Consider the following 25,908-nt stretch of genomic DNA (forward strand, 5'->3'; position numbering starts at 1 on the left):
TCCGTCAAACTCCTAGCAGCCCGTACCAAAACGCCTGAATCTCAACCCCAAACCACAAACACAACAACCCAGCAGCGGCAAGGTAAGGCCCAAACGGAATCGGCACTTCCCGCCCGTGTTGTTTGAATACCATCAAACTGATACCCACCACAGCACCTACAAGTGAGGACAGCAGAATAACCGCCGGCAACAACTCCCACCCCAACCAAGCACCCAGAGCAGCCAACAATTTAAAATCTCCATGCCCCATGCCTTCCTTGCCGGTCGCAAGCTTGAACAGCCAGTACACAGACCACAAAGAAAGGTAACCAACAACCGCGCCCCAAAAAGCACCGTTGAAATCCCCCAGCACCCCAAAATAACTCAACATCAACCCAAGCCACATCAAAGGCAGGGTAATGCTATCTGGCAACAGCTGAGTATCAAAATCGATCACCGTAAGAGCCACCAGCGCCCAAACCAGCAACAGCGACCACAAAGCCGTTTCCGAAGGCCCGATGATCACAACCGTCATCACAGAAAACAGCGCCGTTACTGCTTCTACAAGCGGATAGCGAATAGAAATATGCGCATTACAACCACCACATTTCCCGCGAAGGAATAGGTAGCTGATAACCGGAATATTCTCCCAAGCACGGATTTTATGCCCACAAGAAGGGCAGGTGGAAGCAGGGCTGGAAAGCGTTACCACTTCCTCCGGCTTACGCTGATCCTCAGCAACCTCCAAAAACGCCTCACACTGACACCGCCAATCCTGATGCATCATCTTCGGTAAACGAAGAATCACCACATTCAGAAAACTGCCAATGCATAGAGAGACGAATATTACAGCGAGGTATAGGAGCCAAGGTGTTGAAAGGAAAATATCTAATGTAGCCATTCAAAAACTCTTAATGTTTCTCCTTTTTCTTTACTCCCCTCACCCCTCGCGGGAGAGGGGCCGGGGGAGAGGGGGGGTGCGGAACCAAATTACACAACCTGCCCCATCTGAAATATCGGCAGGTACATGGCGATAATTAATCCGCCAACTAGCACGCCAAGAACCACCATAATCATCGGCTCCATTAATGCAGTCAGATTATCCACCATGTCATCAACCACACTCTCATAGTGCTCAGCAACCTTCTCAAGCATCTCATCCAGATTACCAGATTCCTCACCAATCGCCGTCAACTGCACCGCCATCACCGGGAAAATATCCTGCTGCCGCATAGAAGCCTGCAACTGAGTACCACTGGAAACATCGTTCTTAATGCGTTGAATCGCATCCCGGTAAACCGCGTTACCTGTAGCTCCAGCCACCGAGTCCAGCGCATCCACAAGCGGAACACCCGCAGCAAACGTAGTAGAAAGCACCCGGCCGAATTTGGCGACCGCAGACTTATCAAGAATCTCACCAACAATAGGTAGCTTTAGGACATACTTATCCACAAAATCCGAGAACTTCTGTGAACGATGATTGGCCTCTTTGAACAGGTATATCGTGCCCGCAATCCCAAGTAATACCACAAACCACCAAGCCTGCATCCAGTCTGAAAGCCGCACAACCATCTGAGTAAATACCGGAAGCTCTGCTCCAAAGCCCTGAAACAGGCTTTCAAATTGCGGTACTACCTTTACCAGTAGTATTGCCGTAACTATTACCGCAACGACGATGATCGCTGCGGGATAAGTCATGGCTTTCTTAACTTTTTTCTTGAGTATTTCGGTTTTTTCGAGATATGTGGCGATACGATCCAACATCTTCTCTAGCGCACCCGCTTTTTCACCGGAATCAACCAGGTTGCAGTAGAGATCGTCAAAGTGCCTGGGGTGCTTACGAAGCGCTCCCGCAAAACTGGTACCAGAAGCGATGTCGTTCCTGACTGACATCACTAGTTCCTGCAAGCCCTTGTTTTCAAGGCCGTCAGTCACAATGTCAAAGCTCTGTACCAGTGGCACCCCTGCCTTCATCATCGTCGCCAGCTGCCGGGTAAGCATGGCAATGTCGAAGGGTGTGATTTTCTTGCTGCCACCAAACAAAGGCTTAGCTTTCTTCTTGACCTTATTCGGAATAATCCCCTGTTTGCGTAGCTGGGCCTTAGCCAAGGCCAGGCTAGAACCGCTAAGTTCACCCTTGGACTTGTTGCCTTTTCGGTCTTTGCCTTCCCAGATGTACGATTCCAGCTTTTGCGTTTTCTCTGCCATGCTTAATCCTTCGTCACGCGGTTGGCTTCCTCAAGGCTGGTCACGCCCGCAATCACTTTTAGGAGTGCTGCTTGGCGTAAATTCCGGAAACCTTCGGCCTCAGCCTGCTTTGCAATTTTAATGGAGCTGGCTTCTTCCATAATCATGCTAGCCAGCTTTTCGGTTACCTTGACCGCCTCGTAAATACCGACGCGGCCCTTATACCCATTAGTGCATTTATCACAGCCCTTGGGGTGGAACAACGTAAAGCCTGTATCAATTTGTTCCTGTGTGAACCCTTCGGACAAAAGTAGGTCTTTTGGCACATCGCCAGGCTGTTTGCACGCACTGCATAGTTTTCGGCCAAGCCGTTGAGCAATGATCAAGCTCACAGACGTTGCAATGTTGAAGGCGGGCACGCCCATGTTCATCATTCGGGTGAGAGTTTCTGCCGCACTATTGGTGTGCAGTGTAGATAGAACCAGGTGGCCCGTCTGCGCCGCTTTAATCGCAATATTGGCAGTTTCAAGATCCCGGATCTCACCCACCATGATCACATCCGGATCCTGACGGAGAAAGGCCCGCAGTGCTTCGGCAAATCCCAAGCCAACCCGGTTGTTCACGTTAACCTGGTTGATGCCCTCCAGGTTGATCTCGGCCGGATCCTCCGCCGTGGAGATGTTGATGTCTGCAGTGTTGAGGATGTTCAAGCCGGTATAAAGCGATACGGTTTTACCAGAGCCTGTGGGCCCGGTAACCAGAATCATGCCCTGTGGTTGGGACAGTGCATCCATATACAGCTTCTTCTGGTCTTCCTCATAGCCCAGCGCATCAATGCCCAGCTTGGCCTGGCTGGGATCCAGAATCCGCAGAACGATTTTCTCACCCCAAAGGGTAGGCAAAGTGTTAACCCGGAAATCGATAGCCTTGGTTTTGGACAGCTTCATCTTGATGCGGCCGTCCTGAGGAACTCGGCGTTCCGAGATGTCCAGTTGTGCCATGATCTTTATGCGCGCCGATATCTTCGGCGCCAACTTAATGGAGGGCCGTGACATCTCTTTAAGAATGCCATCTGTTCTATAACGCACACGGTAGGTTTTTTCGTACGGTTCAAAGTGCACGTCCGAAGCGCCGCCGCGAATGGCGTCCAGCAACATTTTGTTCACATACTTTACGATGGGCGCGTCGTCTACATCGCTGACAGCAACGGCCCCTTCATCCTCTTGTTCGCCACCTTCGGTTTCTACACCCTCAAGGTCGGCATCATCCAGGTCACCCATACTGGTGTCTTGGGACTCCAGATATTTGTCGATAGCTTCACGAAGCTTCGCATCATCGACCAGGATCGCATCGGTACTCAGGCCGGTGTTGAACTTAATCTCATCCAGTGCCTGAATATTGGTGGGGTCCGATACTGCAATAAACAGCCGATTGCCGCGCTTATAAAGCGGAAGCGCGTTGTGCTTTCGCACCAACTTATCGTCGACCACGCCCTCCGGCATCATCTCCGGAAGGAAGGATGTGAGATCCAGAACCGATACCCCAAACTCCATTGCCGCAGAGAAAGCCAGCCGAGAGCTGTCCGCCAGTTTGTTCTGGGTGAGATAAGTGATCAGCGGAATTCGGTTCTGGGACGCTTGTATAAACGCGTCCTTCGCGGTTGCTTCATCAAGAAGCCCGTCGTCTACAAAGCGCCGGGCCAGGCCGGTTAGGGTGATGTTGCTTTTGTTAGTAGCCATAAATGAGGTAGAGAGTGCTGCCTGTGTGACTGAAATGAGATTTAAGTGATGGAGGGGAGTTTAGATGGCTGGTCTGGGTTTGGAAAGGCGTGTGGGTGGTTTGGGTAGTGACAAATTTTGTCAGGGGGTGACGGGGAGTAGTAGTGGGGTTTTTGTTTGGGTATGTCGTCCTGAGTGTTATTTATTTGGTTAGTTATTTGATTTATGTAGGTTTTTAGTTGGGTTTCTCTAGTTGGCACGCGGGGTGCTTTAGCTAAGACAGGCTCAATAAAACTGCTTGCGGGCCGTTTCGAGATTCTTAACGACAAAGGTAGAGGTTGAATATGAAGAACATGAACATTAATCATGCTCAGAAGGGTTTTACACTGATTGAATTGATGATCGTTGTTGCGATCATTGGTATTTTGGCGGCGGTGGCATTGCCTGCCTATCAAGACTACACGGTTAGGGCAAAAATGTCGGAGGCTATCGGTTTGGCCGCAAACGCCAAAACCACCGTGTCCGAGTTTATCATTACTCAAGGTGATCTTCCGGCAGACACCGCAGCTGCAGGGTTTACCGGTACAATTAACGGCGAGGTGGTTAATACGATCGCGTGGGATAAGACTAATTCAGCGATACTCATTACGCTAGCATCCGCCTTTGACGATGGCGGTTTAACTGGTGGTGAGCAGTTTGTATTGGAGGTCACATCAGCAATTGGTGATGCGAGTGTGACCTGGGACTGTAATATTACGAATTCGGGAATCACGGCCACAGCAGTTCCGGCGAAGTATTTGCCTGCTAATTGCAGGTAAGTATAAGTGATCATGGACAGGCACACAATTGATAATGATCATGGACAGGCACAGCTCGTCCATCGAACGCGGTGATGCGATGGCTCAATAGACCTAGAGATCAATCATGGACAGGCACAGCATAGCCTGACCTGATTCCCAAAGGCCCGGAGGTTTCTGACCCCCGGGCCTTTTTGTGTCCTGCGCCTAATTCGGTGTTATGTTCGGCCTGTTCCAACAAATAATCATGGACAGGACATAGCCTGATGGACAGGCACAGCTTAGCCTGTGATTGCTATAACAGTCATGGACAGGCACAGCATAGCCTGACCTGATCATAAACAGTCATGGACAGGCACAGCGGAAATGATCATGGACAGGCACAGCCCGCCGTATAACCCAGCCGCCAGACTCATTCATCGAAAGATGGGTTAATAAAACAAAAAATAATCATGGACAGGCACACGTAGCCTGACCTGACTCCCAAAGGCCCGACGGTTTCGACCCTCGGGCCTTTGCCGTTTTAGTGCGTCTATTCGGGGGTTATGGTAAGCCTGCGTTGGTTTTCCAGCGTTATGATGCCCGCAGTCTGTGCTTGACATACCATTTAGTGTCTATAAACAGTCATGGACAGGCACAGCATAGCCTGACCTGATCATAAACAGTCATGGACAGGCACAGCGGAAATGATCATGGACAGGCACTACACCAATAGTGATGGACAGGCACAGCTTAGCCTGAACTGATTCCCAAAGGCCCGGCGGTTTCGACCCCCGGGCCTTTTTGTGTCCTGCGCCTAATTCCATAGCCTGATGGACAGGCACAGCCCGTCCATCGCATGAATCGATCGATCATCATGGACATAAAAATAATCATGGACAGGCACACGTAGCCTGACCTGACTCCCAAAGGCCCGACGGTTTCGACCCTCGGGCCTTTGCCGTTTTAGTGCGTCTATTCGGGGGTTATGGTAAGCCTGCGTTGGTTTTCCAGCGTTATGATGCCCGCAGTCTGTGCTTGACATACCATTTAGTGTCTATATCTTATATGGTATGTGGGGGATACTTGAGCATAGGCGAGTAACGAAAAATTTGTCGGCGGCACCTGTTGAGGTGCAAAAGCGCTATGAGAAATGGAAGGATATCGTTTCCATTTCGGGCCCGCAGGGGCTAAAACAAATTCGAGGCTTTAACGATGAAGCGTTATCAGGGAAGTGGAAGGGTTTTCGATCCTCGCGGCTCAATATTCAGTATCGCGTTATTTATAAAGTGCAGAACAAGCAGGTGCTTGTAGAAGTTGAAAAAGTAACTCCCCATGATTATGGGAGGAGATGAAATGAGCGAATATCATAAGGCTAAAAGAAGGATTGAAGTGTCTGTTGGCGAATCTGTCCGGATTCTGCGTGAGCTTCAAGATATGAGTCAGAATGATCTGGCAGCGGCCACTGGCATACCACAGTCTACTATTTCAGCTATTGAAAATGATCGGGTGCGTCTGGGTGTCGAGCGTGCAAAGATCTTGGCTCGGGCTCTGCAATGCCATCCGGCTGTGCTCGTATTCCCAGGTTGGGATATTGAGCATGAATCCGCCGCATAAAAATAATCAGGGGAATGACAATGGACAGGCACAGCATAGCCTGGTTGAAGTATTGGCAGCGCTCAGGCTGCCCGTCGTCGCCGGCTCTTGCGATAATCCTGGTAAGTTTCCTCAAATCGGGTAGCTCGTTCACACCACTGGCCAGGATCAAGGTTCAGCCGCTCCAGAATGGGCAGGGCTTTTTCATCAATTGCGCCGCGCTTGTCATCCCGGCTGATTCGGCCGGTGCAGTCGACTAGCTCCAGGTAATCCTCAAAGCTGAACAGAATGCCCCGCTGGAAGTTGTTTCGGATGACCCCTTCAAATCCTAGTAATGGCTTTAGCGGCACCGAAAAATCATTCAATGCTTGTTGCTCCGTTTGCCGTTGAATGGCCTCGGCGAGGCTAAAGGTGGGTTTGATACGTTCCTTGATGCTGGTGTGGTCTGATGTTTCCGGGGTGTCCGCCATCGCGGCTCGAATGGGGTTTAAGTCCACATACGCCATGCAGGAGAGCAGGGCTTCTTCGGTGTCTAGAGGCTGGGATTTGAAGCGGCTTTCCCAGAAATGCCCAGTACACTGATCCTCTCGGTTGGCTTGCCGAGCAATGGGTTCGTTCAGGCATTTCATGAACCAGCTCAAATCGCCAAGCCGGGCCCTGAAAGTTTCCGCGTACTGCGCCACTCGCCCTAGCTCGGCAGCGCATAGCTTATCCCCCCGATGATACCGTTGAATTAGGGTCGGCCCCTTGTGCAGGCTGCACCAGCGCGCCAGAACTTCATCGTCACTCCAGGGTTCTACGTCATCCGGGCAGAGCTTAACAAAAAATTATGGACAGGCACACGTAGTCTGACCTAATTCCCAAAGGCCCGGAGGTTTCGATCTCCGGGCCTTTGCCGTTCTTGAATCATCATGGACAGGCACTAGCCTGAATCATCATGGACAGGCACTAGCCTGACCTGATTCCCAGAGGACCGGTCATGGACAGGCACACGTAGCCTGATCTGATTCCCAAAGGCCCGGAGGTTTCGACCCTCGCAACAATCATGGACAGGCACAGCATAGCCTGACCTGATTCCCAAAGGCCCGGAGGTTTCGACCCCCGGGCCTTTTTGTATCCCGCGTATATGTCGGCGTTATGTTTATCCTGTTCCGGCGAGACCTGTCCCTCGGCACCGTGCGATTTGTTTCTATACTTTTTGTATGTACAATAAGTGATATGAAAATCGATTTCGATCCAGGGAAGGACGCCATCAACACTAGGAAACACGGTGTTTCTTTGGCTGATGCAGCGTTGCTCGAATGGGAGTGTATGTGGCTCATCGAGGACGTGCGAAATTGTTACGGTGAACGCCGGATGATCGGGTACGCACCAATTGGTTCAAGGGTCTATATGCAGATAAAATCTAAATTTGGTCGAGTTTTTGATTTGCCATCGGATCAGGAAGAGGCAGAGATCAATGCCGGTATTGACGCAGATCCAGACGCTCGTGAGCTCACAGAGAAGGAGTTTGAACAACTACGACCCATGGGCAGGCCGAAAGCCGAGGTCACCAAGGAGCGGATCACTATTCGTCTCTCACCTGAAGTGGTTGCAAAGTTCCGCGCCACTGGCAGCGGTTGGCAGACCCGCATGGATAAGGCGTTACAGGAATACCTGAGCAATCACAATCAGTCTGATATAGAAAGGTTAGGCTGAATGCGGGCTGATCGCAGTTAGTCGTGGACAGGCACAACATAGCCGCTATTTCGATGGAGCGATTGAGGTAGAGCAGGAAGTAAACGGCGAACAGCGTTACTTTGCACTCGGCCATATAGGCCCCCGCCTTTACGCTCTGGTTTATACGCTGCGCATAAATATCGTTCGTGTAATCAGCTTGCGCAAGGCCAATAAACGCGAGGTGCGACGCTATGAGCAATTCAACTGACCCAGAAATGATAGATACAGACAGCCCCGAGTGGTCTGACGCTATGTTTGCCAAAGCTAAGCTAAGCGAGGCACGGCGGCCAAAGTCGAAATCCCCCAAACAGTCCACCACGCTGCGAATTGATGAAGACGTTATCGAGTTCTTCAAGAGCGGCGGTAGTGGCTGGCAGACGAGAATGAACGAAGCCCTGCGACAATACGTGTCGGAGCACAGTTGAGGGGCATTGACTATAAGATCATGGACAAGCACTGCTTGGCTGCGCGGGCCCCGGGGCTCTGCTGTTTTAGTGTGCGCGCTCTGAGGCGGGAGAGATGCCAATAGGCACACAATCTGCTATGCTTCTCCCATGAAGCAAATAAACTGGAATTCTGAAAAGAATCAAACCTTGATGATCGAGCGTGGCATCTCTTTTGAGGATGTTGTGTTTGGTCTTCAGTCCGGTGGCTTGCTCGATGATCTGGCTCATCCGAACACAGAAAAGTACCCAAGTCAGCGTATGTTCGTGGTAAAGGTCGACGATTACGCTTGGTTGGTTCCGTATGTTGAGAGCGAGACGGAGTTTTTCCTCAAGACAATTATTCCCAGTCGCAAAGCCACCAAACAGTATTTAAGGGGGTAGTATGGGTAGCACAAATCTGAAGCGAGAAGAGCAGGAGCTTCTTGAAGCGTATGAGGCTGGTGAGTTTCAGCCCGACTTGGACGACGAGCGCCGGAAATTCATTGCAAAGACGGCAGAAGATGCATTCAAGAAAGACAAGCGCATTAATATCCGTATTTCTAGCCGAGATCTGGAAGCGCTCCAGCGCCGTGCGTTGGAAGAGGGTCTTCCATATCAATCACTCGTATCCAGCGTTTTGCACAAGTATGTGTCCGGCGGGCTCAAGGATATTTCTGCTAACAAGTCGGGCCAGCAGACACGCTAGTACATCCATTGGGTTCAACGTGAGAATAGCCCGGTTGAAATATTGGCTGTGCTCAAGCTACCCCGTGGCTCTAAACTAATCATGGACAGGCCCGACACGGCTGATCATCAGTCAGTGCGAGGCCAATTCGTTGAAAAACGACGGATTGTCCTGAATTGTTGCCAGCACTTTGGCCGCCAAGCCAGTGGGGTTGCGGCGCTTGGTTTCCCAGCTTCTGATGGTGTCGACAGCATAGCCTGGTTGAAGTATTGGCAGCACTCAGGCTGCCCGTCGTCGCCGGCTCTTGCGATAATCCTGGTAAGTTTCCTCAAATCGGGTAGCTCGTTCACACCACTGGCCAGGATCAAGGTTCAGCCGCTCCAGAATGGGCAGGGCTTTTTCATCAATTGCGCCGCGTTTGTCATCCCGGCTGATTCGGCCGGTGCAGTCGACTAGTTCCAGGTAATCCTCAAAGCTGAACAGAATGCCCCGCTGGAAGCTGTTTCGGATGACCCCTTCAAATCCTAGTAATGGCTTTAGCGGCACCGCAAAATCATTCAAGGCCTGCTGCTCCGTTTGCTGTTGAATGGCCTCGGCGAGGCTAAAGGTGGGTTTGATACGTTCCTTGATGCTGGTGTGATCTGATGTTTCCGGGGTGTCCGCCATCGCGGCTCGAATGGGGTTCAAGTCCACATACGCCATGCAGGAGAGCAGGGCTTCTTCGGTGTCCAGAGGCTGGGATTTGAAGCGGCTTTCCCAGAAATGCCCAGTACACTGATCCTCTCGGTTGGCTTGCCGGGCAATGGGTTCGTTCAGGCATTTCATGAACCAGCTCAAATCGCCAAGCCGGGCCCTGAAAGTTTCCGCGTACTGCGCCACTCGCCCTAGCTCGGCAGCGCATAGCTTATCCCCCCGATGATACCGTTGAACTAGGGGCGGCCCCTTGTGCAGGCTGCACCAGCGCGCCAGAACTTCATCGTTACTCCAAGGTTCAACGTCATCTGGGCAGAGCTTGACCACCAGATGATAGTGGTTGGACATCACCGCGTACGCGGCAATGTCCATCGCAAACACTGAAGCCAGCAGGCGAATTCGTTCTTCAATCCAGCCGCGCCGGTGTTCGTAACAGCGCCCGGTGGCGTGATCTCGGCCGCAGAGGAAGGTACGCCTCACGCAGCGCGAAATTACGTGGTAGAAAGGGGTGTCTGAAACGCAGACCAATTCAGCGCGAGCTCTGGGCATGTCGAAATCCTTATCTTCCGTGATCCATTGATATTTGGCGTAAGCTGTACAAATACACAGATGTATAAGTGTACAGTAGTATGGGTTGGCCCGGATGGCAAATCACGAACTCGCAAGGAATAATCATGGACAGGCACAGCCTAGGCCGGGCACAGCCTAGTCCGCGCTGCTTTACTCGTGCCACTTCGTTCACCTGTGAGCGATATGAGGCTTTAATCGTTCATCTATGAACTAGTTATACTTTAAAATTTGCATGTTAATATGGTGAAAAATTGCGTACAGGCACAGAGTGCCGGGCTTTTTCATCGATCGCGCCGCGTTTGTCATCCCTGCTAATCCGGCCGGTACAGTCCACCAGTTCCAGATAATCTTCGAGGACAGGGATCATGGACAGGCACAATTTAGGCCCCCGTATGCCCGGAATGGAATTGCCTGAGCTCAACTCTTTTCTTATACGCTTGAGGAAATAATGCGAACAGCCTGGAATGCAGCGCTTTGGCTATTAGTTGCTGCCGTATTTGTCTGCGTTTTATTTGCAGACTTTTTATCGCTGCCATTCGGCGGCTATGCTTCACAGCGGTTTATATTGGTAGGCCTGCTGGGGTTGGTCGTTGTTTTTTCTTTGACGGTTTTAGTGTACCGATACGGCTGGCCGCTGGTCAGATATGTGTGGCCTGTAGCCCTAATTGCAGGCGGGTTCATTCTGCTTGCGCTGCCATTTGGTGAAGCTTCTTACAATTGGGCAGAGCCCGGAATGTATGGGGCATTCTTTCTTGGTTTCGTGTTATCGGGTTGTTTGCCGAGAAGCGACGAGCAGAGGCGGTATTCGGTAGTCGTTCTGGTTGGTGTAGCGGCGGTCACTGCCGCTTTTTATGGTGGTGCCACTATAACGGTTTACATGTTTGCGCTTTCTGACCAGGTAGCAAATATGTCGAATTTTATCCCCTGGGGCTTTGTTAATATTCGCTACTGGAGCCATACCGCAACCTGGCTGTTGCCTCTCTTGCCCCTGGCGGTTCTTATAGGGCCCTTAAAAGATGAACGGCTCTGGCGCTTCTTCGTAGCACTTGGCGCTGCGCTTTGGTGGTGGGTCGAGTTTCTTTCCACTTCTCGGGGCAGCATGCTGGGCATTGCTTTTGGTGTGATATTGGCGGCTGTGCTGATCGGGCGACCAGTTTTGCCTTGGCTGCGAGTGTTTTTACGTTATCTGGCTTATGGCGTGCTGGCATGGCTGCTGCTCTCCGTAATCATCCCCTCGATCTTTTTGGATGAAGTGAGCATGCGCTCCTTAAAGTCGGATTCGTCTGGCCGGATGCCGTTATTTCTTGAAGCTTGGCGCATGAGCCTTGAAAACTTCCCCTTCGGCCTGGGGCCGCAGTCTTGGCTGACCCACGAAGTATTGACTGAAGAGTACCAGCAGTCTCGTAAATTTGGTCATCCCCATAATATGTATTTGATGTGGGCTGCAGAATACGGGTGGCTGTTGATCGGCGCACTTATGCTGTTTGTTGGCCAAGCTGTGCGATTGTTCTGGCAGCGGCGAGCAGAAGTACGTGTTGCTGGCGGTGGTGAGCTGGCACTTTCGCTGGCGGCGTTCACGGCGTCAGTCTCCGCTGCGCTGCTGCATGCAGGTGTTTCGGCCGTATTTATGGCTCCGGGCTCAATGTTGATTGGGTTTCTCGTGCTTTCTGTATTCTGGGCACTCATTACTCCTGATTTATTGCCTGCCACCCAGAAGAGGCGCACTGGGAAAAGGTTTGTAGCTGCGGCTATCGTTGCACTCGTGATGGGTATTTCATGCTTTTATTGGTTGTCTGAGGTGTCGGCCTACCATGAATCCATGGAGGACGATCTGGAGTTCTATTATGAAGAGGTGCCCGCGGGTACTCTGCCGAGATTCTGGTTTCATGGGAATTTCCCTCGCCATCCGAGTCAAATGCCCTTGTGATGATTGCGGTGAAGGTTATCAAGGCTGATGAGGGCGCAGCCATAGGTGATCATAGGTGATCATGGACAGGCACAGAACAGCCGATAATAAAGATGAGTTTCTTTTTTGGAAACATCTATGATAAAGTTTCTAAAACGGAAACAAGGAAGGTCGGTGCACGTTATTTCAAGGAAGCCGTTTAATGACGCAGTTCGGATGCATCCCAATGACAGGGATGCGTTGATCAACACTTACATAACCTTGCGTGGCGGGAAATTTGAAGCTCCCGATCAGTTACGCCAAGTTTTTCCGTCTTTAGACAACTTTAAGTATCGGGACAAATGGTGGGTGATTGACATTGGCGGTAACAACTTGCGTACGACCGCCTAACCCAGAAATACCGCAGAAACAAGGAGTGACACTTATGCTATCCGCTGCTTGTATTCAAATGAGAAACGCTCTGGCGCAAGTGCCCTTCCTTGCTCGTATCGATACCCAAGACGACTACGAGCACGCCATGGCGCTGATGGATGCATTGGTGAGCGACTATGCTGCCAATAAGTCACTGATTGAGATTTTGGCTTTGAGCATCGAGCGCTGGGAAGATCAGGCCGAGGAGTTCTCAGAGTTCAATGCCACAGTTGCTAAAATGGATAATGGTATTGCTGTACTGAAAACGCTGATGGCACAATATGGCCTCGGCGTTGCCGATCTTCCGGAGCTGGGTTCAAAGGGCAACGTGAGCAAGATCCTCAACGGCGCGGAAGGAAAGAAATTGACCCGCAAGCATATGGAAGCGTTAGGTCAGCGTTTCGGGGTACCTCCAACCCTGTTTTTTTGAGGTATAGGAAATTATATAAGACCATGGACAGCCATAGCCTAAGGCCTTCCGCAAGCCATGGCGGATTGGTTTTATGGCGGGTGAGTTCAAGGTTCCTGATGATTTCGATCGGATGGAGCAGGGTGAGATAACCGAAATGTTCGGGGCCTGACGTGAACCTGCTTCTATTACTCACTGCCGATGAGCTGGTGGCCCGTTACCCAGGCCCTGTTCGGCGAGTGTGATGGGTAGGCCCCCACAATCACTCCCCATCCATCGCTGGCTCTCCAATCATCATGGATAGTCACTGCACGCGTATATGAGCTTTTTCCCAAATGATGGGGCAGTTTCCGAGAACCAGTTTCCATTTTACATCATTTAAAAGTGTCGGCCTTCGCACTGATATATAATGCTGCGCGTTTCAGACTATATACACAATATTTCGGCTAAATCAGATCACCACTTTTGGGAGTAAGCATGCACAAATTCAGGGGAATGATTGTTGCTATATCTATAGCGTTACTGGGTGGGTGCGCGAGCCCTCGACCGCCAATGACGCCTGAGCAGCAAGCCATGGCGCAAGAAATGCAAAAAGCATTTATTGCTCGAATGAATGCCGGTGTACGACAGCAGCAGGCGGCGCAACCAGCACCCGTGTCGGAACCAGTTAGTTTGATTAGTGAACAAGAGTTGGCAGAACAGATTGCCGCTGTAAAAAGTGATGGGGATGCGGTTGAAATTCGCCGTGTGCGTGATGGCCTGATGATTGGTGGAGCGCCTTATTTGGATCCTGAAGGCGAGATTACTGGATTTTCTGCAAATGCCCTGGCCGGCGACATCGTTTACGCCCTAAAGAGTGGTCGCAACGAACTCACGTTTAAGTATCTCTCCAGTGCCGGAAACTCCGAGCCTGTAACGCTGGGCACGGCTACTAAAGATACCACGGGTGTTTCATTTACTTCCGTAACAGGCAAGAAGCTTGCGGGGCAAAACGTGGTTGGCACATCCACCGGGGTGCTGGTTACCCGCGATGCGTCGGTGTTCCATTATACGCCGGGGCAGCGTGTCAGCACTTTGATGGTGCCAGAAAGTTATCACGTTGCAGCTTTGCAGAAAGGGGATTTTGGCTCCACGGGTTACTTGCTCATTGAAAAGAACGAAGAAACAAAAGAAGGCTTGGCGGGCCTGACCAGTATTGTCGGCTCCCTTGGGGAAACGGTGGGCCTTTCTGAGGCGGACGGCTATATGCTGTTGAACGCTGAAACCGGAGAGCTCGTTAAGCTTGATATCAGCACAGATGATAAGGATGTTTCAATTGGCCGCGGTTGCGAACGCCAAAATGATTTTGTGAACAAGTGTAGTTCATTTGATTCTTATGAAAGCCTCTACCGCCCAGACGGAACTCGAAATCGGGGTCACTATTTCTGGCGCGTAGATTGGATGCAAACACCAGAAGGGCCGTTTGCGGTTGTTCAGGAAGCGGGTACTCGCAAGATCAACGTTATCAACCTAAACGAAGACAAGCGTGTGACCGTTCTTGAGCGAACACTTGGCATTGCCTCTCACGATGTTACCCAGGCTCCAGACGGAACGATTCGGGTTGAGGCTCAGATGGGGTTCTCTAAAGAAACCGTTAGCGACTCATTAAAGGCATACGATGCGGGTCTGAGGGCGCTTTCGGCAGCCAAATAAAGACTTTTTGAGGCGGCTAGACGTTGTCCGGGTAATGAAACCTGATTTATGAGTCAGGCATTGCCCGGGCTGACCAGGCACCTGAGGAAAATCACGGACAGGCACTGTAGTCCCGCTGTAGTCCCGATAGATGGGTTAAGGTCAAGTCTTTGGGGACACGCACGGCCCGGCTGAAAGATCTAGCGTGGGCGAGCAATTACAGTTCTTCAGATTGCTGAAGTCAGTTCGGTGCGTAAGACTATACAACATAAAAATCGCAGACATTATCAAACGGCTGAAAGCAGAAGGCTGGGTGAAGGTGGGGGCAAAGGTGACCACGAGAAATTCAAGCATCCGAACAAACCCGGCCATGTTGTTGTTCCTCATCCGCGTAAAGATATGCTGTTGGGCACTCTGCGCAGTATTTTCAGGCAAGCAGGATGGGACTGGAGGTAAGTATGCTGTTCCCCGTTTACGTGCAAACAGGCGATGAAACACATGCTCACGGTGTCGAAGTGCCAGACTTCCCCGGCTGCTTTTCTGCAGCGGACAGTTGGGACGATCTGGCGGGCAACATCCAGGAGGCAGTAGAGTTGTATTGCGAGGATGAGGATATGGTGGTTCCTTCACCTTCGTCGCTCGAGAAGTTGATGGCCAGCCTCAATTATCAGGGTGGTATCTGGATGATGGTGGATATCGATACGGGTAAATTGAAAACAAAGTCGATACGGTTGAATGTCAGTCTGCCGGAAGGGCTGTTGCGTCGCATCGACGACGAAGCTAAAAGCCGGCACATGAGCCGATCTGCCTTTCTGGCTATGTCCGCTCAGCGGGAACTGGGGGCGTAACGGCTAAGACCATGGACAGGCACAGCCCGCCGTTTAACCCAGCCGCCCGACTTACTCATCGATGGACGGATTAAGAAACTGCCGGCGCCAAAAGAACTTCTTCTCTGGTTCTGACAGTTGCGCCTCGTCACATACACCTGCCCAGTTATCCAGAATGCTTTGACGCAACTGGTCGATGACATCCTGAGCTTTGTCGTCACCTAAATTAAATTTGTATGCGGCTTGCCGGCATAGCGATAGTCTACTGTCGTTACGTTCCCCCAGTATAAGCATTGCCTGGGTTGCGATTCCGGTTGAGCGACTTTGTGGGCAAATGTCATAGGCAGGTGTGAGTGTCAGGTTATGTCCGTCCCAGAATGCAGCATGGTTGCGAGCATGATCATCGGTATTTCCAGTGAGAACATTGAACAGCATTAGCGCTGCATTCCCTTTCCATACGAAGTTTGGTGAGGGTTAAGCGCCTTTTTGGTTTTCGATGTATTGCTTTATAATCGAAAGCGGTGCGCCACCGCAGGTGATTACGCAGTAGCTTTTCGACCAGAAAACTGGTTTCCAGTAATAGCTATTAACGTGGTCGGCAAACTCTTTCCTGATTCTTCGAGAGGTTCCCGTTTTCAGGGCGTTCACAAAATCAGCTACGGCGTATTTGGGGGGTAGTTCCATCAAAATATGGATGTGGTCAGGCTCGCCGTTTACCTCAAAAAGCTCCCCCTCCCAAGCGCTCACACGCTCAGAAATCAGTTCAGACAGGCGAGCTAATATGCCCTCGTTAATGACCGGGTTTCGATACTTTGTCACAAGAACCAAGTGATACTTTGTGTTGTATACGCAATGGTTCTGAGCTTTCAGGGTTGTTTTAGACATAGGAACCAATTATATTAGGATTCATGGATAAGCGCAAAATCAATTACAAGCTCTACCCCAGCCAATCGCAATCTGAGCGGTTGCTTGAGAGCTTGCGCTTACACCAACAACTTTATAATGCCGCACTACAAGAGCGTATCGACTGTTACCGAAAAACCGGAAAGTCGATCTCCTATAACGACCAACAAGCCAGTTTGACTCAGATCCGCGCCGACCATCCCGAATACAAAGCCATTCCGGTTTACATTACCCGAATGACGCTTCGCCGCCTGGACAAAGCGTTCAAAGCATTTTTTGAGCGCGTAAAGAAAGGCCAGGCTCCGGGGTTCCCCCGCTTTCGCTCACTCAGCCGGTTTTCCAGTTTTGAGATGTGCGGTGGCAGCGGCTGGGCGTTTATTCCCGAGGCGAACGGTAAGCACGGCAGGCTTTCGATCAACGGCATTGGCCGCATCAAGGCTCGGGGGAAGGCTCGAACTCTGGGAAAGGTCAAAACTAGCCAGGTTATCCATAAGCACGGGCAGTGGTTCTTATCAGTCACCGTCGAATGTGAGCCTGTGCGGGCCTGCAAAGGCCAGAAAGCTTGCGGGTTCGATTGGGGCGTGGAGTATTTAGGCACGGTTACGTACGAAAACGGCGAGCATTACGCGATCGAGAACCCACGTTACTACCGGGACTCCAAAGAGAGCTTGCTGCCGATGCAGCAGGCTGTATCACGCAAAAAGCGAGGTTCCAACCGGTGGAAGCGGGCCTGTAAAGTTCTGACTCAAGCCAGAGCTAAGGTTGCCCGGCAGCGCCACCACGATCACCATCAACTGAGCCACGATCTAGCGAAGGAATACACGCTCTTTGCCACGGAAAAACTGACCATTCGGAACATGACCCGAACGGCAAAAGGCACACTCGAAAAGCCAGGGAAAATGGTCAAGCAGAAGTCCGGGTTAAACCGGGAGATACTAGACACCGCGCCGGCAAAGTTGCTGGCCATGATTCACTACAAAGTCGAAGAAACTGGTGGTGAGTTTGTCGAAATACCCACTCGAAAAGCAAAGCCGAGTCAGCGTTGCCCTGCCTGCTGGGAGGTCGTAAAAAAGACGCTCAGCGAACGAACGCATCAGTGCGATTGCGGCTGTACCATGCCGCGTGACGCGGCGAGCGGCCTTGTAGCTATCAAGTGGGCTTTAGGTTTGGGCGGAAACTCGCCCAATGCAGGTCACTCTGCAAAACCGCTTCTAAGTGTGGCTTAGTGGCGGTAGTTTATAACAAGGCGCTTGTACAGCTCCAGCAGCGTTGCTGACGGGCTGGTAAACCGTTGGCGGATAATGTCAGCCAATTGCTCGTAACTGGCGTACCGCGCCATCATCTCATCCAGCTCAAACATGGTCAGTGCCGAAACCATCATGTGGCGCTTAAATCCCTTGGGGGTGTGCGTACGGTCAAAGCGCTCAACCAACAGGACATCCCGTTTGGCGGAACGTTCCAGGCGCACAGGCGCAACGTTCAACCCTGCGATCTCGGCAAGTCGCATAGCCAAGAACTCACCTTTCACCACGTTGTAGTGATCGGTGGTTGATGAGAATTTGGCGACGTACTTGGTATTGCCATCCTGAATGAGCGCTTTTGGTCGCGCACCACCCCCTATGGAGCTGCCGTGGTTCAGTACTTTGTTACGTGCCACCATAGTTGAAGTTATAAACGCCCGGATTGTTTGAGTCTCGATACAGGCGGCCGGCGACCACAGGCTCTGTTGCATCGGGGAGCCAGACCCATACATACAACTCATCCACCGAGTCTTTAGAAGTCATCTTTCACTTCCTCCCTGGGCTTACGAACACTTTTAGGGAGTAGGGTGGCTTTTGCCTCCGCTTGCGCAATCAGTGAGCTAAGTTTTGCTTGCGCCTTTGTGTCTGACACTTCAGGTGTAAACAAGTTGACTCCGGCAATGAAAGCCACTTCAAAGGCGACCCCCATTTCTCCCTTAAGCCCACCTTTTTCGAGGCGACGAACAAAACTTGGCGATGTTCCGGCCCTCTCTGCCAGCTCTTCAACGGACATGCGTTTCTCTTTACGGCCATTGCTTATGAGCAGACCGAGAAGGCGGCACGCTTCACTAGTGTATGTAGAATAGTTTCGCTGCTTTACTCGCGCCATTTCGTTCACCTGTAAGCTATATTAGTCTATAATCGCTCATCTGTGAACTAGTTATACTTTAAAAGTTTCCATATTAATACGGTAAAATAATGATCATGGACAGGCACTCGCAAGTCATTATTTCAGAAGACATTTAGTTATGATCAGGTATTAGTCTGATCCGATCCGATCCCCCAAGTGATGTTCGGCGACAATTAGGATGACCGGTTAACGACCGTTTATTGGAATAATTTAATGTGTGCCAATTTGGCACGAGGTCTTTGTTTTTTGTGCATGTGTGTGCCATTATGGCAGCATTGGATAGGTTAGGAGTTGGGTATATTTTAGATATAAAGGGCAATGCGGATCGATACCAATAAACCAAAGGGGAGACGATGCGGTGGGGACCTGTCCAGTCCAGCTCCACGCATCGATTTAAAATATGATGAATACACAAAGTAAAGATACTCGTTTAGTGGCGCGTGTCGACGAAGAAACCCAAAAGCTCATTGCGCATGCGGCAGAGTTAACGGGGCGTAGCCTGAGTCAGTTCCTGGTTTATGCCGCGAAAAAAGAAGCGATGGAAGCCGAGCGCCAGGCAGTTCAAATTCGAGTCTCACGAAAAAGTGCGGATCGAATGTTGGCACTTCTGGACAATCCAGAGCCGATTAACCCGGAACTCCGTGCTGCTGCGCTTAAACACAGGAAGTTAGCGCGTGACTTTAAAGACAGAAGAAATTAATAAGAAGCACAACCGTCGTAAGTTTGATTGCGGCAAGGAAGCATTGAACGAGTTCCTGAAGAAAATTGCTCGGCAGAGCAGTGAAAAGATGGCAACTCGCACCTATGTCCTCATTGAGGATGAAGGTGACCCAATGGAAATTCTTGGGTATTACACCCTCCTCCCCAGTGCGGTTATCTTTCCTGAAGGGCACCCTCTTCAGAAAAGGTACCCGTCAGATCCACCGGTTTATCGTCTAGCTCGCCTGGCCATCGATAACTCCGCTAAGGGATACGGCTTGGGTGCGTATCTTCTTATCGAGTCTTTAAAACGTATTGTTAACGCTTCTCTATCAGTCGGCGGAATCGGCTGTGCGGTGGATGCCAAAGACGATGATGCAAAACGGTTCTATGAAAAGTTTGGATTTATCCCCATCGATGATGTTAATGGCGACCCGTTAGCGCTTTGGCTCTCCATCGAGCACTGCATTGAAGCTGTGGGGCTAACGGATCATGGACAGGCAAGGCCTAATTTAGAGTATAGCCCGGTCTAAATATTAGCAGCACTCAGGCTGCCCGTCGTCGCCGGCTCTTGCGATAATCCTGGTAAGTTTCCTCAAATCGGGTAGCTCGTTCACACCACTGGCCAGGATCAAGGTTCAGCCGCTCCAGAATGGGCAGGGCTTTATCATCGATCGCGCCGCGCTTGTCATCCCGGCTAATCCGGCCGGTGCAGTCGACTAGTTCCAGGTAATCCTCAAAGCTGAACAGAATGCCCCGCTGGAAGCTGTTTCGGATGACCCCTTCAAATCCTAGTAATGGCTTTAGCGGCACCGAAAAATCATTCAAGGCCTGCTGCTCCGTTTGCCGTTGAATGGACTCGGCTAAGCTGAAGGTGGGTTTGATACGTTCCTTGATGCTGGTGTGGTCTGATGTTTCCGGGGTATCCGCCATCGCGGCTCGAATGGGGTTTAAGTCCACATACGCCATGCAGGAGAGCAGGGCTTCTTCGGTGTCTAGAGGCTGGGATTTGAAGCGGCTTTCCCAGAAATGCCCAGTACACTGATCCTCTCGGTTGGCTTGCCGGGCAATGGGTTCGTTCAGGCATTTCATGAACCAGCTCAAATCGCCAAGCCGGACCCGGAAAGTTTCCGCGTACTGCGCCACTCGCCCTAGCTCGGCAGCGCATAGCTTATCCCCCCGATGATACCGTTGAACTAGGGGCGGCCCCTTGTGCAGGCTGCACCAGCGCGCCAGAACTTCATCGTTACTCCAAGGTTCAACGTCATCTGGGCAGAGCTTGACCACCAAATGATAGTGGTTGGACATCACCGCGTACGCGGCAATGTCCATCGCAAAAACTGAAGCCAGCAGGCGAATTCGTTCTTCAATCCAGCCGCGCCGGTGTTCGTAACAGCGCCCGGTGGCGTGATCTCGGCCGCAGAGGAAGGTACGCCTCACGCAGCGCGAAATTACGTGGTAAAAAGGGGTGTCCGAAACGCAGACTAATTCAGCGCGAGCTCTGGGCATGTCGAAATCCTTATCTTCCGTGATCTGTTGATATTTGGTGTTTTCTGTATAAATATACAGATGTATAAATGTACAGTAATATGGGTTGGCCCGGATGGCAAATCACGAATTCGCAAGGATTGCAGTATGGCCAACCACATGGGCAGTAGGCTTTCTTGTCTATATCATCGGCTTTACGCACAATGACGTTGTGCGCATAGTGGTCAAAAAGCGAACAGAGAACTATGGCTGTTGAATATAGGGATACTTATCTAGACCCTCATGCGTGAAGGGGCTAGTGGAGGTGAAGATTATGAGAGATACAAAACGTCGTCCGGTAACTGTTGGCCAAATGCTGGTTATCGAATTTCTGGAGCCGATGCATGTAGAGATCAGCGAACTGGCTGAGGCTATGGGAGTTCACAGAAACACCCTGAGCCGGCTTGTGCATGACAAGGGGGCTTTAACTGCTCACATGGCAATTAAATTAGCTGCGGCGCTTGGTAATACTCCCGAATTTTGGCTAACGAAAGTCATAGACAGGCACAGCCTCGTTCAATAGACAGGCACAGCCTCGTTCGGGCACAGCCTCGTTTCTGGTGTACGAGCATCAGGCAGTGTTCCTGTCTGATTGATCCTTTGTCGGTACTCCATCGCGGAACTCGACGTTGTTAATCACCAGTTCCAATTGCTGAAATCCCTTGATGCGTTTCCAGCGCTTCTGGGCACTTTGCATCAACTTGAACAGCATTAGCGCTGCATTCCCTTTCCATACGAAGTTTGGTGAGGGTTAAGCGCCTTTTTGGTTTTCAATGTATTGCTTTATAGTCGAAAGCGGTGCGCCACCGCAGGTGATTACGCAGTAGCTTTTCGACCAGAAAACTGGTTTCCAGTAATAGCTATTAACGTGGTCGGCAAACTCTTTCCTGATTCTTCGAGAGGTTCCCGTTTTCAGGGCGTTCACAAAATCAGCTACGGCGTATTTGGGGGGTAGTTCCATCAAAATATGGATGTGGTCAGGCTCGCCGTTTACCTCAAAAAGCTCCCCCTCCCAAGCGCTCACACGCTCAGAAATCAGTTCAGACAGGCGAGCTAATACAGAAGATCTGGTGGACAGGCACAGCCCAACTGCCTCCGCATTTATCGGTACTTATGCTAAAAAGCAGGCCTCGTCTCACTTGAGGCTAGCCAAGGAATCTGATGAAAGAATAATCATGGACAGGCACACGTAGCCCGCCTGTGTTCGTAATCACGCCCGATAGTTCGGTCTTTTCCGCACAGAAATGTTCGCCGCACGCAGCGGGAGATTACGTGGTAGAACGGAGTATCTGAAACACTGATTTGTTCGATGCGCTGTTTGGTGTTGGTGGGTATGGTGTTGCTTAAATCTAAAGTGTGGGTATGATAACCACTATCGGCCGAGAAGGGGCTTATGTGAAAAGCGCTGAAGTCAAAAAGAAGCTCGAAAAAGATGGGTGGGAATTGGTGCGAGTAAATGGGAGCCATCATCACTTCAAGCACCCTACAAAGCCGGGGTTGGTTACGTTGCCGCACCCTAAGACGGAACTGCCAAGGGGTACATTAAGCAGCATTTGGAAGCAGGCCGGTTGGAAGTAACTGTCTTGATAACCCATTGGTCAAACTTGAGGTAATTGCTATGCGTTTCCCAGTAGCACTTCATACAGATAACGGAAAGAAATACGGCGTTACCGTACCCGATATTCCTGGCTGTTTCTCTGCAGGCGCCAGTGAAGACGAGGCGCTGGATAATGCGCGTGAGGCGATTCTTGGGCATCTTGAGCTGTTGGCAGAATTCGGGGAGGAAATCCCTAGTGCAAATCTTATTGCTGAACATCGTGCCAACCCAGACTTTGAGGGCGCGGTGTGGGGTTTTGTTGAGATCGATGTAACCCCCTTTCTGGGCAAGGCAGAGAAGATTAATATCACCGTGCCCCGTTTGGTTTTGATTCAGATTGATAGGTTTGTGAAGGAGCACCCGAACGAGGCTCGGTCGCGTTCGGCGTTTCTATCTGAAGCCGCTTTGGAAAGAATGCGGAAATTGCGCGACAAGGCCCTAGCATAACGCCGGGCTCTGCTTAGATTCCTCTTCATTAAAACGGAATAATCATCGGAATAATCATGGACAGGCACTGAAGATCCCGGCTCTTGCGATAATCTTGGTAGGTTTCCTCAAAAATGGCACCGCAAATTCATTTAGCGATTGCTGTTCTGTTTGGCTACCTTATAGAATTCGGAAATCACGCTGAAGCTTGCCCCAGTGTTCCATAAGTGCTTGTTTGTGGCCGTCGTTCATCGGCAGATCTTTGATGGCTGCCGGCCATAGGCATCTGGCTTTCTCTATCGTTTCATCCAGATGAGGTTTGATTGCCCGCCAGGGAATTCCTGAGCGCTCTGCCCAAGACTGAAAGTGATCGTAGGAGGCTACATACCAGGCTTTGGTTTTCCCTAAATTAAGCGCGTAATGTTTTTCGTTCTCTATGTAAGTGCTGGTTGTAACTATGTCATAGGCCGGGGAAAGTCGAGGCGTAACCTGATCAGAATAAAGCAGGCTCCAGTTCTTGAGATGCGCATCGCCATTGGCAAGCAATATATTAATGAGTAATCGTTTCGCGAATTGTTGTGTGTCGGCCAGCCCGTCGCCAGAAAACTCGTATAGAATCCTGCCGATTTGTTCGTAATTGGCTGAGTTGTATTTTTCGTGAGGGTATTTCACGAGTACCTGAGCAAAGTCCTCCATGTGAATGCGCATGTTGGCATTCCGGTCAAAGCGCCGGGTAAGTCCCCACCAAGATACGACAGGATGTGAAACTCGTTATCAACGTGAGCTTTGAGCCCCTCAGCAATTAGCTCTCTCAGGGCTCCTTCCGGAAGCAAGTTAGAAAGTACGGGGTGCAGTCTTTGATTTCTTGCCCAAGGCTCTTCCATCAATGCGGTTATTTTTCATCAATCATCCCCCAGTAAGCCCTTCCAGGGGTCGTCATCCAAGCTTTTATTGGTATCTGCGCTGGTTGGATTATCAGTCTCATTTGATGCTTCTTGCTCCAGCACGGCAATCACCGCACCAAGCTTGTCTTTGGGGATAAGCATAAGCTCGCTGTTGAGCGCCTGCGCTATGAGTTCCAAAGTGTCCAGTCTGGGGTTCCCCTTGGATTCCAGACGCTGATATTGCTGGCGAGATATGCCGGCTCGCAACATCATGTCGCTCTGCTTAAGGTCGAGTGCCAGTCGTCGTCTTTTAGAAGTAATCATGGACAGGCACAGCCCACCTGAGTTAACGCAAGGCTGCGCCTGCAATGTGCACCGTATTGCCGGCATCGCGCCAGCTTGAGTTTAATGAGCTGATGCTAGAGTTCTACAGTTCCGGTGACCAAGCAAAAATGAACCGATTTGTGCGTAGTTGTATGGATGAACGGGTTGTTCGGATCATGAAGGAGTAGTCCGCCCCTCTATCAACGGCGACCGACCACCCCCTTCCGCAAGCCATGGCGGAATGGTCAGAAGCTATTTCGGTTAGATTTACGCAGTTATTACACTTAAACTAACCGAGGAGGGTTCATGAAATCTGTAAACATGCATGAAGCGAAAACCCGGCTCTCGCAATTGGTTGCTCGGGCAGTCAAGGGGGAGGCGTTTATTATTGCCAAAGCTGGCAAGCCGGTTGTGCGCGTAACCGCAATCGAAACCCCCGAAATCGGTAAGCAGAAGCGGATTGGTTTCATGGCGGGCGAGTTCAAGGTTCCTGATGATTTCGATCGGATGGAGCAGGATGAGATAACCGAAATGTTCGGGGCCTGACGTGAACCATGCGGATTATCATCTTTCTTTTTCTTCTCTTGGACAGGCACAACTAAAAGCAACCAAGCCACGGACTCGGCTTACTGATCAACAAGGAATGTTATGCAACTCAAGCCTCCCTATCGCTTGCGGGCGAGTGATTTACCGCTCATTGAATCTCCATATTTGGCCAGCCAGAAAGTTAAGCGCCTGTTAAATGCTCCATCAACCAGCGCACGATTAGATACCAGCCAAACTGGCGGAATTCCTGGCCACTCTGACCCCCATGGCATGATTGCTCGTGTAGCCAGGGGAGAGCTGTTCCTCGTTTATGATTATCTTCAAGATACAGAGCTGCTTTTGCCACTGGTGACCTGGCAAGCTGATGATAGCTTTCCAGCCAGCGGCTACTGGCGGTTTAATGGAGATTCTGCTTCACGCTTCAGTAGTATAAAAACCGCAGTAGATGCGCTGAACAATCATCAGCTAACGCCACGGAGTCTGTCTCTCGCTAGCGCTACTGGTCGTCTTGATTCGAATAATTTGGATATGGAAATCCGACGTCATGAAGCAGAACGGAAGAGACACGCTGAATCAGGTATCAGCCCAGGGCTGAATCTGCCACTTGGTGCCGGCGCCCATATTACGCCTTTGTCGTCATCTGCTGAGCCAGCCGCGTCTGCGCCACTAAATATCGTGGCAGGGCTTTTTTTAGATGGCACCCTGAATAACGTTGATAATATTCAGGCTTATCGCAAACGAGTAGAGAATGAATGCTTGGTGCCTTTACATGGCCATCCAGAAAAACTGAAAGAGTGCCAAGCAAAGCTACGGTTAATGATGGGCGAAAGCTATGCGGGCGGGCCGACGAATGTGGTTAAATTATTCGACCTATATCAGGACGGAAATACTTCTGAAGGTACGAAAAAAACGATCACTCTCAAAGCTTATGAGCCAGGTTCCGGTACTGAAGCCGGGGCTTCGGACTCACTCGCGGGAGCGGCTACCGGTTTGGGTGATACCGGTGTGCCGGCACAGGTGAAAAGGCTTTTTTCGAAATTGGCTTTCCAGCTATTAGATTTGAGCGCAAACAGTGCCACCCGTGAGCTTACCATCGATCTTTTTGGCTTTAGCCGCGGGGCTGCAGCAGCCCGGCATGCCGCCAATGAAATACTGAAAGGCCCTGAAGGCACGCTGTACATTTCGTTGCTCGACACGAAAAGCGGGCAAATTTTGCGCTCAACAGTTTAAGAAGCACCAATGGAAGCCTGCCTTCCAACTTCAAGGAAATTACGCTGCC

37 protein-coding genes and 2 pseudogenes are annotated in these 25,908 nt (G+C 50.8%); 22 read left to right on the top strand and 17 right to left on the bottom strand.

Annotation, left to right across the window (positions count from 1 at the left end; all coding sequences use genetic code 11):
* Positions 1-4: 4 nt before the first annotated feature.
* The 3 genes from CPH80_RS21160 to pilB form a co-directional block, all read right to left on the bottom strand.
* Positions 5-880: a prepilin peptidase gene (locus CPH80_RS21160; protein ID WP_096281201.1), complete on the bottom strand. Its 876-nt coding sequence runs from the start codon at positions 878-880 to the stop codon at positions 5-7.
* A gap of 89 nt (positions 881-969) precedes the next feature.
* A complete protein-coding gene (locus tag CPH80_RS21165; protein WP_096281203.1) occupies positions 970-2,187 on the bottom strand; it encodes a type II secretion system F family protein in 1,218 nt (405 codons plus the stop codon).
* A 2-nt stretch (positions 2,188-2,189) separates the two neighbouring features.
* The gene (gene pilB, locus CPH80_RS21170) at positions 2,190-3,905 is read right to left on the bottom strand and encodes a type IV-A pilus assembly ATPase PilB (protein WP_096281204.1); all 1,716 of its coding nucleotides are present in this window, start codon (positions 3,903-3,905) and stop codon (positions 2,190-2,192) included.
* 323 nt (positions 3,906-4,228) lie between these two features.
* Between pilB and CPH80_RS21175 the strand changes: the two genes are divergently transcribed.
* The 3 genes from CPH80_RS21175 to CPH80_RS21185 all read left to right on the top strand — a co-directional run bounded on the left by CPH80_RS21175 (position 4,229) and on the right by CPH80_RS21185 (position 6,277).
* Entirely contained in the window at positions 4,229-4,702 is a 474-nt protein-coding gene (locus CPH80_RS21175; protein WP_096281206.1) for a pilin, read from the top strand.
* Between the two features lie 992 nt (positions 4,703-5,694).
* Positions 5,695-6,015 carry a type II toxin-antitoxin system mRNA interferase toxin, RelE/StbE family gene (locus CPH80_RS21180; RefSeq protein WP_227520287.1) on the top strand — a complete coding sequence of 107 codons (321 nt, stop codon included), beginning with the start codon at positions 5,695-5,697 and terminating at the stop codon, positions 6,013-6,015.
* A 1-nt stretch (position 6,016) separates the two neighbouring features.
* Positions 6,017-6,277 (top strand): helix-turn-helix domain-containing protein, encoded by a 261-nt coding sequence (locus CPH80_RS21185; protein WP_096281208.1) that lies wholly within the window; start codon positions 6,017-6,019, stop codon positions 6,275-6,277.
* Between the two features lie 62 nt (positions 6,278-6,339).
* On the opposite strand, the gene CPH80_RS21190 is transcribed toward CPH80_RS21185, so the two are convergent.
* Positions 6,340-6,885: a hypothetical protein gene (locus tag CPH80_RS21190; RefSeq protein WP_227520288.1), complete on the bottom strand. Its 546-nt coding sequence runs from the start codon at positions 6,883-6,885 to the stop codon at positions 6,340-6,342.
* Between the two features lie 589 nt (positions 6,886-7,474).
* On the opposite strand from CPH80_RS21190, the gene CPH80_RS21195 reads away from it, so the two are divergent.
* From CPH80_RS21195 to CPH80_RS21215, 5 genes are all read left to right on the top strand, one after another.
* Positions 7,475-7,954 (top strand): BrnA antitoxin family protein, encoded by a 480-nt coding sequence (locus CPH80_RS21195; RefSeq protein WP_096281859.1) that lies wholly within the window; start codon positions 7,475-7,477, stop codon positions 7,952-7,954.
* A 10-nt stretch (positions 7,955-7,964) separates the two neighbouring features.
* On the top strand, positions 7,965-8,183 hold the full coding sequence (locus CPH80_RS23480; RefSeq protein ID WP_227520546.1) for a BrnT family toxin: 219 nt from the start codon (positions 7,965-7,967) through the stop codon (positions 8,181-8,183).
* On the top strand, positions 8,167-8,400 hold the full coding sequence (locus CPH80_RS21205) for a BrnA antitoxin family protein (protein ID WP_096281212.1): 234 nt from the start codon (positions 8,167-8,169) through the stop codon (positions 8,398-8,400). The genes CPH80_RS23480 and CPH80_RS21205 overlap by 17 nt, the downstream gene beginning before the upstream one ends.
* 129 nt (positions 8,401-8,529) lie before the next feature.
* Positions 8,530-8,802: a BrnT family toxin gene (locus tag CPH80_RS21210; RefSeq protein ID WP_096281214.1), complete on the top strand. Its 273-nt coding sequence runs from the start codon at positions 8,530-8,532 to the stop codon at positions 8,800-8,802.
* A gap of 1 nt (position 8,803) precedes the next feature.
* A complete protein-coding gene (locus CPH80_RS21215) occupies positions 8,804-9,106 on the top strand; it encodes a CopG family antitoxin (RefSeq protein WP_096281216.1) in 303 nt (100 codons plus the stop codon).
* A 111-nt stretch (positions 9,107-9,217) separates the two neighbouring features.
* Here the strand turns inward: CPH80_RS21215 and nadS are convergent, their stop codons facing one another.
* Both nadS and CPH80_RS21225 read right to left on the bottom strand, forming a co-directional pair.
* Positions 9,218-9,364, bottom strand: a complete 147-nt coding sequence (gene nadS / locus CPH80_RS21220; RefSeq protein WP_227520289.1) for a NadS family protein — start codon at positions 9,362-9,364, stop codon at positions 9,218-9,220.
* A complete protein-coding gene (locus CPH80_RS21225; protein ID WP_096281218.1) occupies positions 9,365-10,327 on the bottom strand; it encodes a transposase in 963 nt (320 codons plus the stop codon).
* Positions 10,328-10,796: 469 nt separating this feature from the next.
* Here CPH80_RS21225 and CPH80_RS21230 point away from each other — a divergent pair, with 469 nt between their 5' ends.
* The 6 genes from CPH80_RS21230 (at position 10,797) to CPH80_RS21255 (ending at position 15,593) form a co-directional block, all read left to right on the top strand.
* Entirely contained in the window at positions 10,797-12,275 is a 1,479-nt protein-coding gene (locus tag CPH80_RS21230) for an O-antigen ligase family protein (RefSeq protein ID WP_096281219.1), read from the top strand.
* A gap of 195 nt (positions 12,276-12,470) precedes the next feature.
* Entirely contained in the window at positions 12,471-12,644 is a 174-nt protein-coding gene (locus CPH80_RS21235; RefSeq protein WP_227520547.1) for a type II toxin-antitoxin system HigB family toxin, read from the top strand.
* Between the two features lie 34 nt (positions 12,645-12,678).
* Positions 12,679-13,095, top strand: coding sequence for a helix-turn-helix domain-containing protein (locus CPH80_RS21240; protein ID WP_096281221.1), 417 nt, complete (start codon positions 12,679-12,681; stop codon positions 13,093-13,095).
* Positions 13,096-13,551: 456 nt separating this feature from the next.
* Positions 13,552-14,766 (top strand): hypothetical protein, encoded by a 1,215-nt coding sequence (locus CPH80_RS21245; protein ID WP_134036946.1) that lies wholly within the window; start codon positions 13,552-13,554, stop codon positions 14,764-14,766.
* 228 nt (positions 14,767-14,994) lie between these two features.
* On the top strand, positions 14,995-15,201 hold the full coding sequence (locus CPH80_RS21250; RefSeq protein WP_264754805.1) for a type II toxin-antitoxin system HicA family toxin: 207 nt from the start codon (positions 14,995-14,997) through the stop codon (positions 15,199-15,201).
* 2 nt (positions 15,202-15,203) lie between these two features.
* On the top strand, positions 15,204-15,593 hold the full coding sequence (locus tag CPH80_RS21255; protein ID WP_096281225.1) for a type II toxin-antitoxin system HicB family antitoxin: 390 nt from the start codon (positions 15,204-15,206) through the stop codon (positions 15,591-15,593).
* Positions 15,594-15,644: 51 nt separating this feature from the next.
* Here the strand turns inward: CPH80_RS21255 and CPH80_RS21260 are convergent, their stop codons facing one another.
* Positions 15,645-16,007 carry a HipA domain-containing protein gene (locus CPH80_RS21260; protein WP_096281227.1) on the bottom strand — a complete coding sequence of 121 codons (363 nt, stop codon included), beginning with the start codon at positions 16,005-16,007 and terminating at the stop codon, positions 15,645-15,647.
* A gap of 39 nt (positions 16,008-16,046) precedes the next feature.
* Positions 16,047-16,457, bottom strand: a complete 411-nt coding sequence (gene tnpA / locus CPH80_RS21265) for an IS200/IS605 family transposase (protein WP_096281229.1) — start codon at positions 16,455-16,457, stop codon at positions 16,047-16,049.
* A 23-nt stretch (positions 16,458-16,480) separates the two neighbouring features.
* Between tnpA (CPH80_RS21265) and CPH80_RS21270 the strand changes: the two genes are divergently transcribed.
* Positions 16,481-17,701 (top strand): RNA-guided endonuclease InsQ/TnpB family protein, encoded by a 1,221-nt coding sequence (locus CPH80_RS21270; RefSeq protein WP_096281231.1) that lies wholly within the window; start codon positions 16,481-16,483, stop codon positions 17,699-17,701.
* Here CPH80_RS21270 and CPH80_RS21275 read toward each other — a convergent pair.
* Genes CPH80_RS21275 through CPH80_RS21280 form a run of 3 tightly spaced genes read right to left on the bottom strand, consistent with a single transcriptional unit; the run spans position 17,698 to position 18,605 of the window.
* Positions 17,698-18,135: a HipA domain-containing protein gene (locus tag CPH80_RS21275; RefSeq protein WP_197703577.1), complete on the bottom strand. Its 438-nt coding sequence runs from the start codon at positions 18,133-18,135 to the stop codon at positions 17,698-17,700. The two genes, CPH80_RS21270 and CPH80_RS21275, sit on opposite strands and share 4 nt — an antisense overlap.
* Complete coding sequence (locus CPH80_RS22100; RefSeq protein ID WP_197703578.1) at positions 18,122-18,259, bottom strand: hypothetical protein; 138 nt, start codon at positions 18,257-18,259, stop codon at positions 18,122-18,124. The genes CPH80_RS21275 and CPH80_RS22100 overlap by 14 nt, the downstream gene beginning before the upstream one ends.
* A complete protein-coding gene (locus tag CPH80_RS21280; protein WP_096281234.1) occupies positions 18,249-18,605 on the bottom strand; it encodes a helix-turn-helix domain-containing protein in 357 nt (118 codons plus the stop codon). Before CPH80_RS21280 ends, CPH80_RS22100 begins: the two co-directional genes overlap by 11 nt.
* A 421-nt stretch (positions 18,606-19,026) precedes the next feature.
* Between CPH80_RS21280 and CPH80_RS21285 the strand changes: the two genes are divergently transcribed.
* A complete protein-coding gene (locus tag CPH80_RS21285) occupies positions 19,027-19,326 on the top strand; it encodes a DUF1778 domain-containing protein (protein ID WP_096281236.1) in 300 nt (99 codons plus the stop codon).
* Entirely contained in the window at positions 19,301-19,858 is a 558-nt protein-coding gene (locus CPH80_RS21290; RefSeq protein WP_096281238.1) for a GNAT family N-acetyltransferase, read from the top strand. The genes CPH80_RS21285 and CPH80_RS21290 overlap by 26 nt, the downstream gene beginning before the upstream one ends.
* 13 nt (positions 19,859-19,871) lie before the next feature.
* Here CPH80_RS21290 and CPH80_RS21295 read toward each other — a convergent pair whose 3' ends face one another.
* Positions 19,872-20,834 (bottom strand): transposase, encoded by a 963-nt coding sequence (locus CPH80_RS21295; protein ID WP_096281240.1) that lies wholly within the window; start codon positions 20,832-20,834, stop codon positions 19,872-19,874.
* A 292-nt stretch (positions 20,835-21,126) separates the two neighbouring features.
* Here CPH80_RS21295 and CPH80_RS21300 point away from each other — a divergent pair, with 292 nt between their 5' ends.
* Positions 21,127-21,375 (top strand): HigA family addiction module antitoxin, encoded by a 249-nt coding sequence (locus tag CPH80_RS21300; protein WP_096281865.1) that lies wholly within the window; start codon positions 21,127-21,129, stop codon positions 21,373-21,375.
* Positions 21,376-21,423: 48 nt separating this feature from the next.
* Here CPH80_RS21300 and CPH80_RS21305 read toward each other — a convergent pair.
* Positions 21,424-21,564, bottom strand: a pseudogene (locus CPH80_RS21305) (IS256 family transposase); the annotation flags it as partial.
* 39 nt (positions 21,565-21,603) lie between these two features.
* The gene (tnpA, locus tag CPH80_RS21310) at positions 21,604-21,957 is read right to left on the bottom strand and encodes an IS200/IS605 family transposase (RefSeq protein ID WP_319823058.1); all 354 of its coding nucleotides are present in this window, start codon (positions 21,955-21,957) and stop codon (positions 21,604-21,606) included.
* Positions 21,958-22,214: 257 nt separating this feature from the next.
* Between tnpA (CPH80_RS21310) and CPH80_RS21320 the strand changes: the two genes are divergently transcribed.
* The gene (locus tag CPH80_RS21320) at positions 22,215-22,430 is read left to right on the top strand and encodes a type II toxin-antitoxin system HicA family toxin (protein ID WP_413772248.1); all 216 of its coding nucleotides are present in this window, start codon (positions 22,215-22,217) and stop codon (positions 22,428-22,430) included.
* A gap of 40 nt (positions 22,431-22,470) precedes the next feature.
* Complete coding sequence (locus CPH80_RS21325) at positions 22,471-22,896, top strand: type II toxin-antitoxin system HicB family antitoxin (protein WP_096281246.1); 426 nt, start codon at positions 22,471-22,473, stop codon at positions 22,894-22,896.
* A gap of 159 nt (positions 22,897-23,055) precedes the next feature.
* On the opposite strand, the pseudogene CPH80_RS21330 reads toward CPH80_RS21325, so the two are convergent.
* The 3 genes and pseudogenes from CPH80_RS21330 to CPH80_RS21335 form a co-directional block, all read right to left on the bottom strand.
* Positions 23,056-23,601: pseudogene (locus tag CPH80_RS21330) on the bottom strand (type II toxin-antitoxin system HipA family toxin); the annotation flags it as partial.
* Entirely contained in the window at positions 23,544-23,759 is a 216-nt protein-coding gene (locus CPH80_RS23485) for a HipA N-terminal domain-containing protein (RefSeq protein WP_227520549.1), read from the bottom strand. The gene CPH80_RS23485 and the pseudogene CPH80_RS21330, both read right to left, overlap by 58 nt.
* Before the next feature lie 18 nt (positions 23,760-23,777).
* Entirely contained in the window at positions 23,778-24,083 is a 306-nt protein-coding gene (locus CPH80_RS21335) for a helix-turn-helix transcriptional regulator (RefSeq protein WP_096281248.1), read from the bottom strand.
* Positions 24,084-24,389: 306 nt separating this feature from the next.
* On the opposite strand from CPH80_RS21335, the gene CPH80_RS21340 reads away from it, so the two are divergent.
* Both CPH80_RS21340 and CPH80_RS23085 read left to right on the top strand, forming a co-directional pair.
* Positions 24,390-24,629, top strand: coding sequence for a type II toxin-antitoxin system Phd/YefM family antitoxin (locus tag CPH80_RS21340; protein WP_096281249.1), 240 nt, complete (start codon positions 24,390-24,392; stop codon positions 24,627-24,629).
* A 102-nt stretch (positions 24,630-24,731) separates the two neighbouring features.
* Positions 24,732-25,859 carry a DUF2235 domain-containing protein gene (locus tag CPH80_RS23085; protein WP_096281251.1) on the top strand — a complete coding sequence of 376 codons (1,128 nt, stop codon included), beginning with the start codon at positions 24,732-24,734 and terminating at the stop codon, positions 25,857-25,859.
* Positions 25,860-25,908: the final 49 nt, after the last annotated feature.

Origin of the sequence: Marinobacter sp. LV10R510-11A, from assembly GCF_900215155.1 — a bacterium.
GTDB lineage: Bacteria > Pseudomonadota > Gammaproteobacteria > Pseudomonadales > Oleiphilaceae > Marinobacter.

Coding starts and splice junctions, on each gene's coding strand:
- CPH80_RS21160 (WP_096281201.1), bottom strand. CDS start 880: ATGGCTACATTAGATATTTTCCTTTCAACACCTTGGCTCCTATACCTC.
- CPH80_RS21165 (WP_096281203.1), bottom strand. CDS start 2,187: ATGGCAGAGAAAACGCAAAAGCTGGAATCGTACATCTGGGAAGGCAAA.
- pilB (WP_096281204.1), bottom strand. CDS start 3,905: ATGGCTACTAACAAAAGCAACATCACCCTAACCGGCCTGGCCCGGCGC.
- CPH80_RS21175 (WP_096281206.1), top strand. CDS start 4,229: ATGAAGAACATGAACATTAATCATGCTCAGAAGGGTTTTACACTGATT.
- CPH80_RS21185 (WP_096281208.1), top strand. CDS start 6,017: ATGAGCGAATATCATAAGGCTAAAAGAAGGATTGAAGTGTCTGTTGGC.
- CPH80_RS21190 (WP_227520288.1), bottom strand. CDS start 6,885: ATGAAATGCCTGAACGAACCCATTGCTCGGCAAGCCAACCGAGAGGAT.
- CPH80_RS21195 (WP_096281859.1), top strand. CDS start 7,475: ATGAAAATCGATTTCGATCCAGGGAAGGACGCCATCAACACTAGGAAA.
- CPH80_RS21205 (WP_096281212.1), top strand. CDS start 8,167: ATGAGCAATTCAACTGACCCAGAAATGATAGATACAGACAGCCCCGAG.
- CPH80_RS21210 (WP_096281214.1), top strand. CDS start 8,530: ATGAAGCAAATAAACTGGAATTCTGAAAAGAATCAAACCTTGATGATC.
- CPH80_RS21215 (WP_096281216.1), top strand. CDS start 8,804: ATGGGTAGCACAAATCTGAAGCGAGAAGAGCAGGAGCTTCTTGAAGCG.
- CPH80_RS21225 (WP_096281218.1), bottom strand. CDS start 10,327: ATGCCCAGAGCTCGCGCTGAATTGGTCTGCGTTTCAGACACCCCTTTC.
- CPH80_RS21230 (WP_096281219.1), top strand. CDS start 10,797: ATGCGAACAGCCTGGAATGCAGCGCTTTGGCTATTAGTTGCTGCCGTA.
- CPH80_RS21235 (WP_227520547.1), top strand. CDS start 12,471: ATGCATCCCAATGACAGGGATGCGTTGATCAACACTTACATAACCTTG.
- CPH80_RS21240 (WP_096281221.1), top strand. CDS start 12,679: ATGCTATCCGCTGCTTGTATTCAAATGAGAAACGCTCTGGCGCAAGTG.
- CPH80_RS21245 (WP_134036946.1), top strand. CDS start 13,552: ATGCACAAATTCAGGGGAATGATTGTTGCTATATCTATAGCGTTACTG.
- CPH80_RS21255 (WP_096281225.1), top strand. CDS start 15,204: ATGCTGTTCCCCGTTTACGTGCAAACAGGCGATGAAACACATGCTCAC.
- CPH80_RS21260 (WP_096281227.1), bottom strand. CDS start 16,007: ATGCTGTTCAATGTTCTCACTGGAAATACCGATGATCATGCTCGCAAC.
- tnpA (WP_096281229.1), bottom strand. CDS start 16,457: ATGTCTAAAACAACCCTGAAAGCTCAGAACCATTGCGTATACAACACA.
- CPH80_RS21270 (WP_096281231.1), top strand. CDS start 16,481: ATGGATAAGCGCAAAATCAATTACAAGCTCTACCCCAGCCAATCGCAA.
- CPH80_RS21275 (WP_197703577.1), bottom strand. CDS start 18,135: ATGGTGGCACGTAACAAAGTACTGAACCACGGCAGCTCCATAGGGGGT.
- CPH80_RS22100 (WP_197703578.1), bottom strand. CDS start 18,259: ATGACTTCTAAAGACTCGGTGGATGAGTTGTATGTATGGGTCTGGCTC.
- CPH80_RS21280 (WP_096281234.1), bottom strand. CDS start 18,605: ATGGCGCGAGTAAAGCAGCGAAACTATTCTACATACACTAGTGAAGCG.
- CPH80_RS21285 (WP_096281236.1), top strand. CDS start 19,027: ATGATGAATACACAAAGTAAAGATACTCGTTTAGTGGCGCGTGTCGAC.
- CPH80_RS21295 (WP_096281240.1), bottom strand. CDS start 20,834: ATGCCCAGAGCTCGCGCTGAATTAGTCTGCGTTTCGGACACCCCTTTT.
- CPH80_RS21300 (WP_096281865.1), top strand. CDS start 21,127: ATGAGAGATACAAAACGTCGTCCGGTAACTGTTGGCCAAATGCTGGTT.
- CPH80_RS21320 (WP_413772248.1), top strand. CDS start 22,215: ATGATAACCACTATCGGCCGAGAAGGGGCTTATGTGAAAAGCGCTGAA.
- CPH80_RS21325 (WP_096281246.1), top strand. CDS start 22,471: ATGCGTTTCCCAGTAGCACTTCATACAGATAACGGAAAGAAATACGGC.
- CPH80_RS23485 (WP_227520549.1), bottom strand. CDS start 23,759: ATGGAAGAGCCTTGGGCAAGAAATCAAAGACTGCACCCCGTACTTTCT.
- CPH80_RS21335 (WP_096281248.1), bottom strand. CDS start 24,083: ATGATTACTTCTAAAAGACGACGACTGGCACTCGACCTTAAGCAGAGC.
- CPH80_RS21340 (WP_096281249.1), top strand. CDS start 24,390: ATGAAATCTGTAAACATGCATGAAGCGAAAACCCGGCTCTCGCAATTG.
- CPH80_RS23085 (WP_096281251.1), top strand. CDS start 24,732: ATGCAACTCAAGCCTCCCTATCGCTTGCGGGCGAGTGATTTACCGCTC.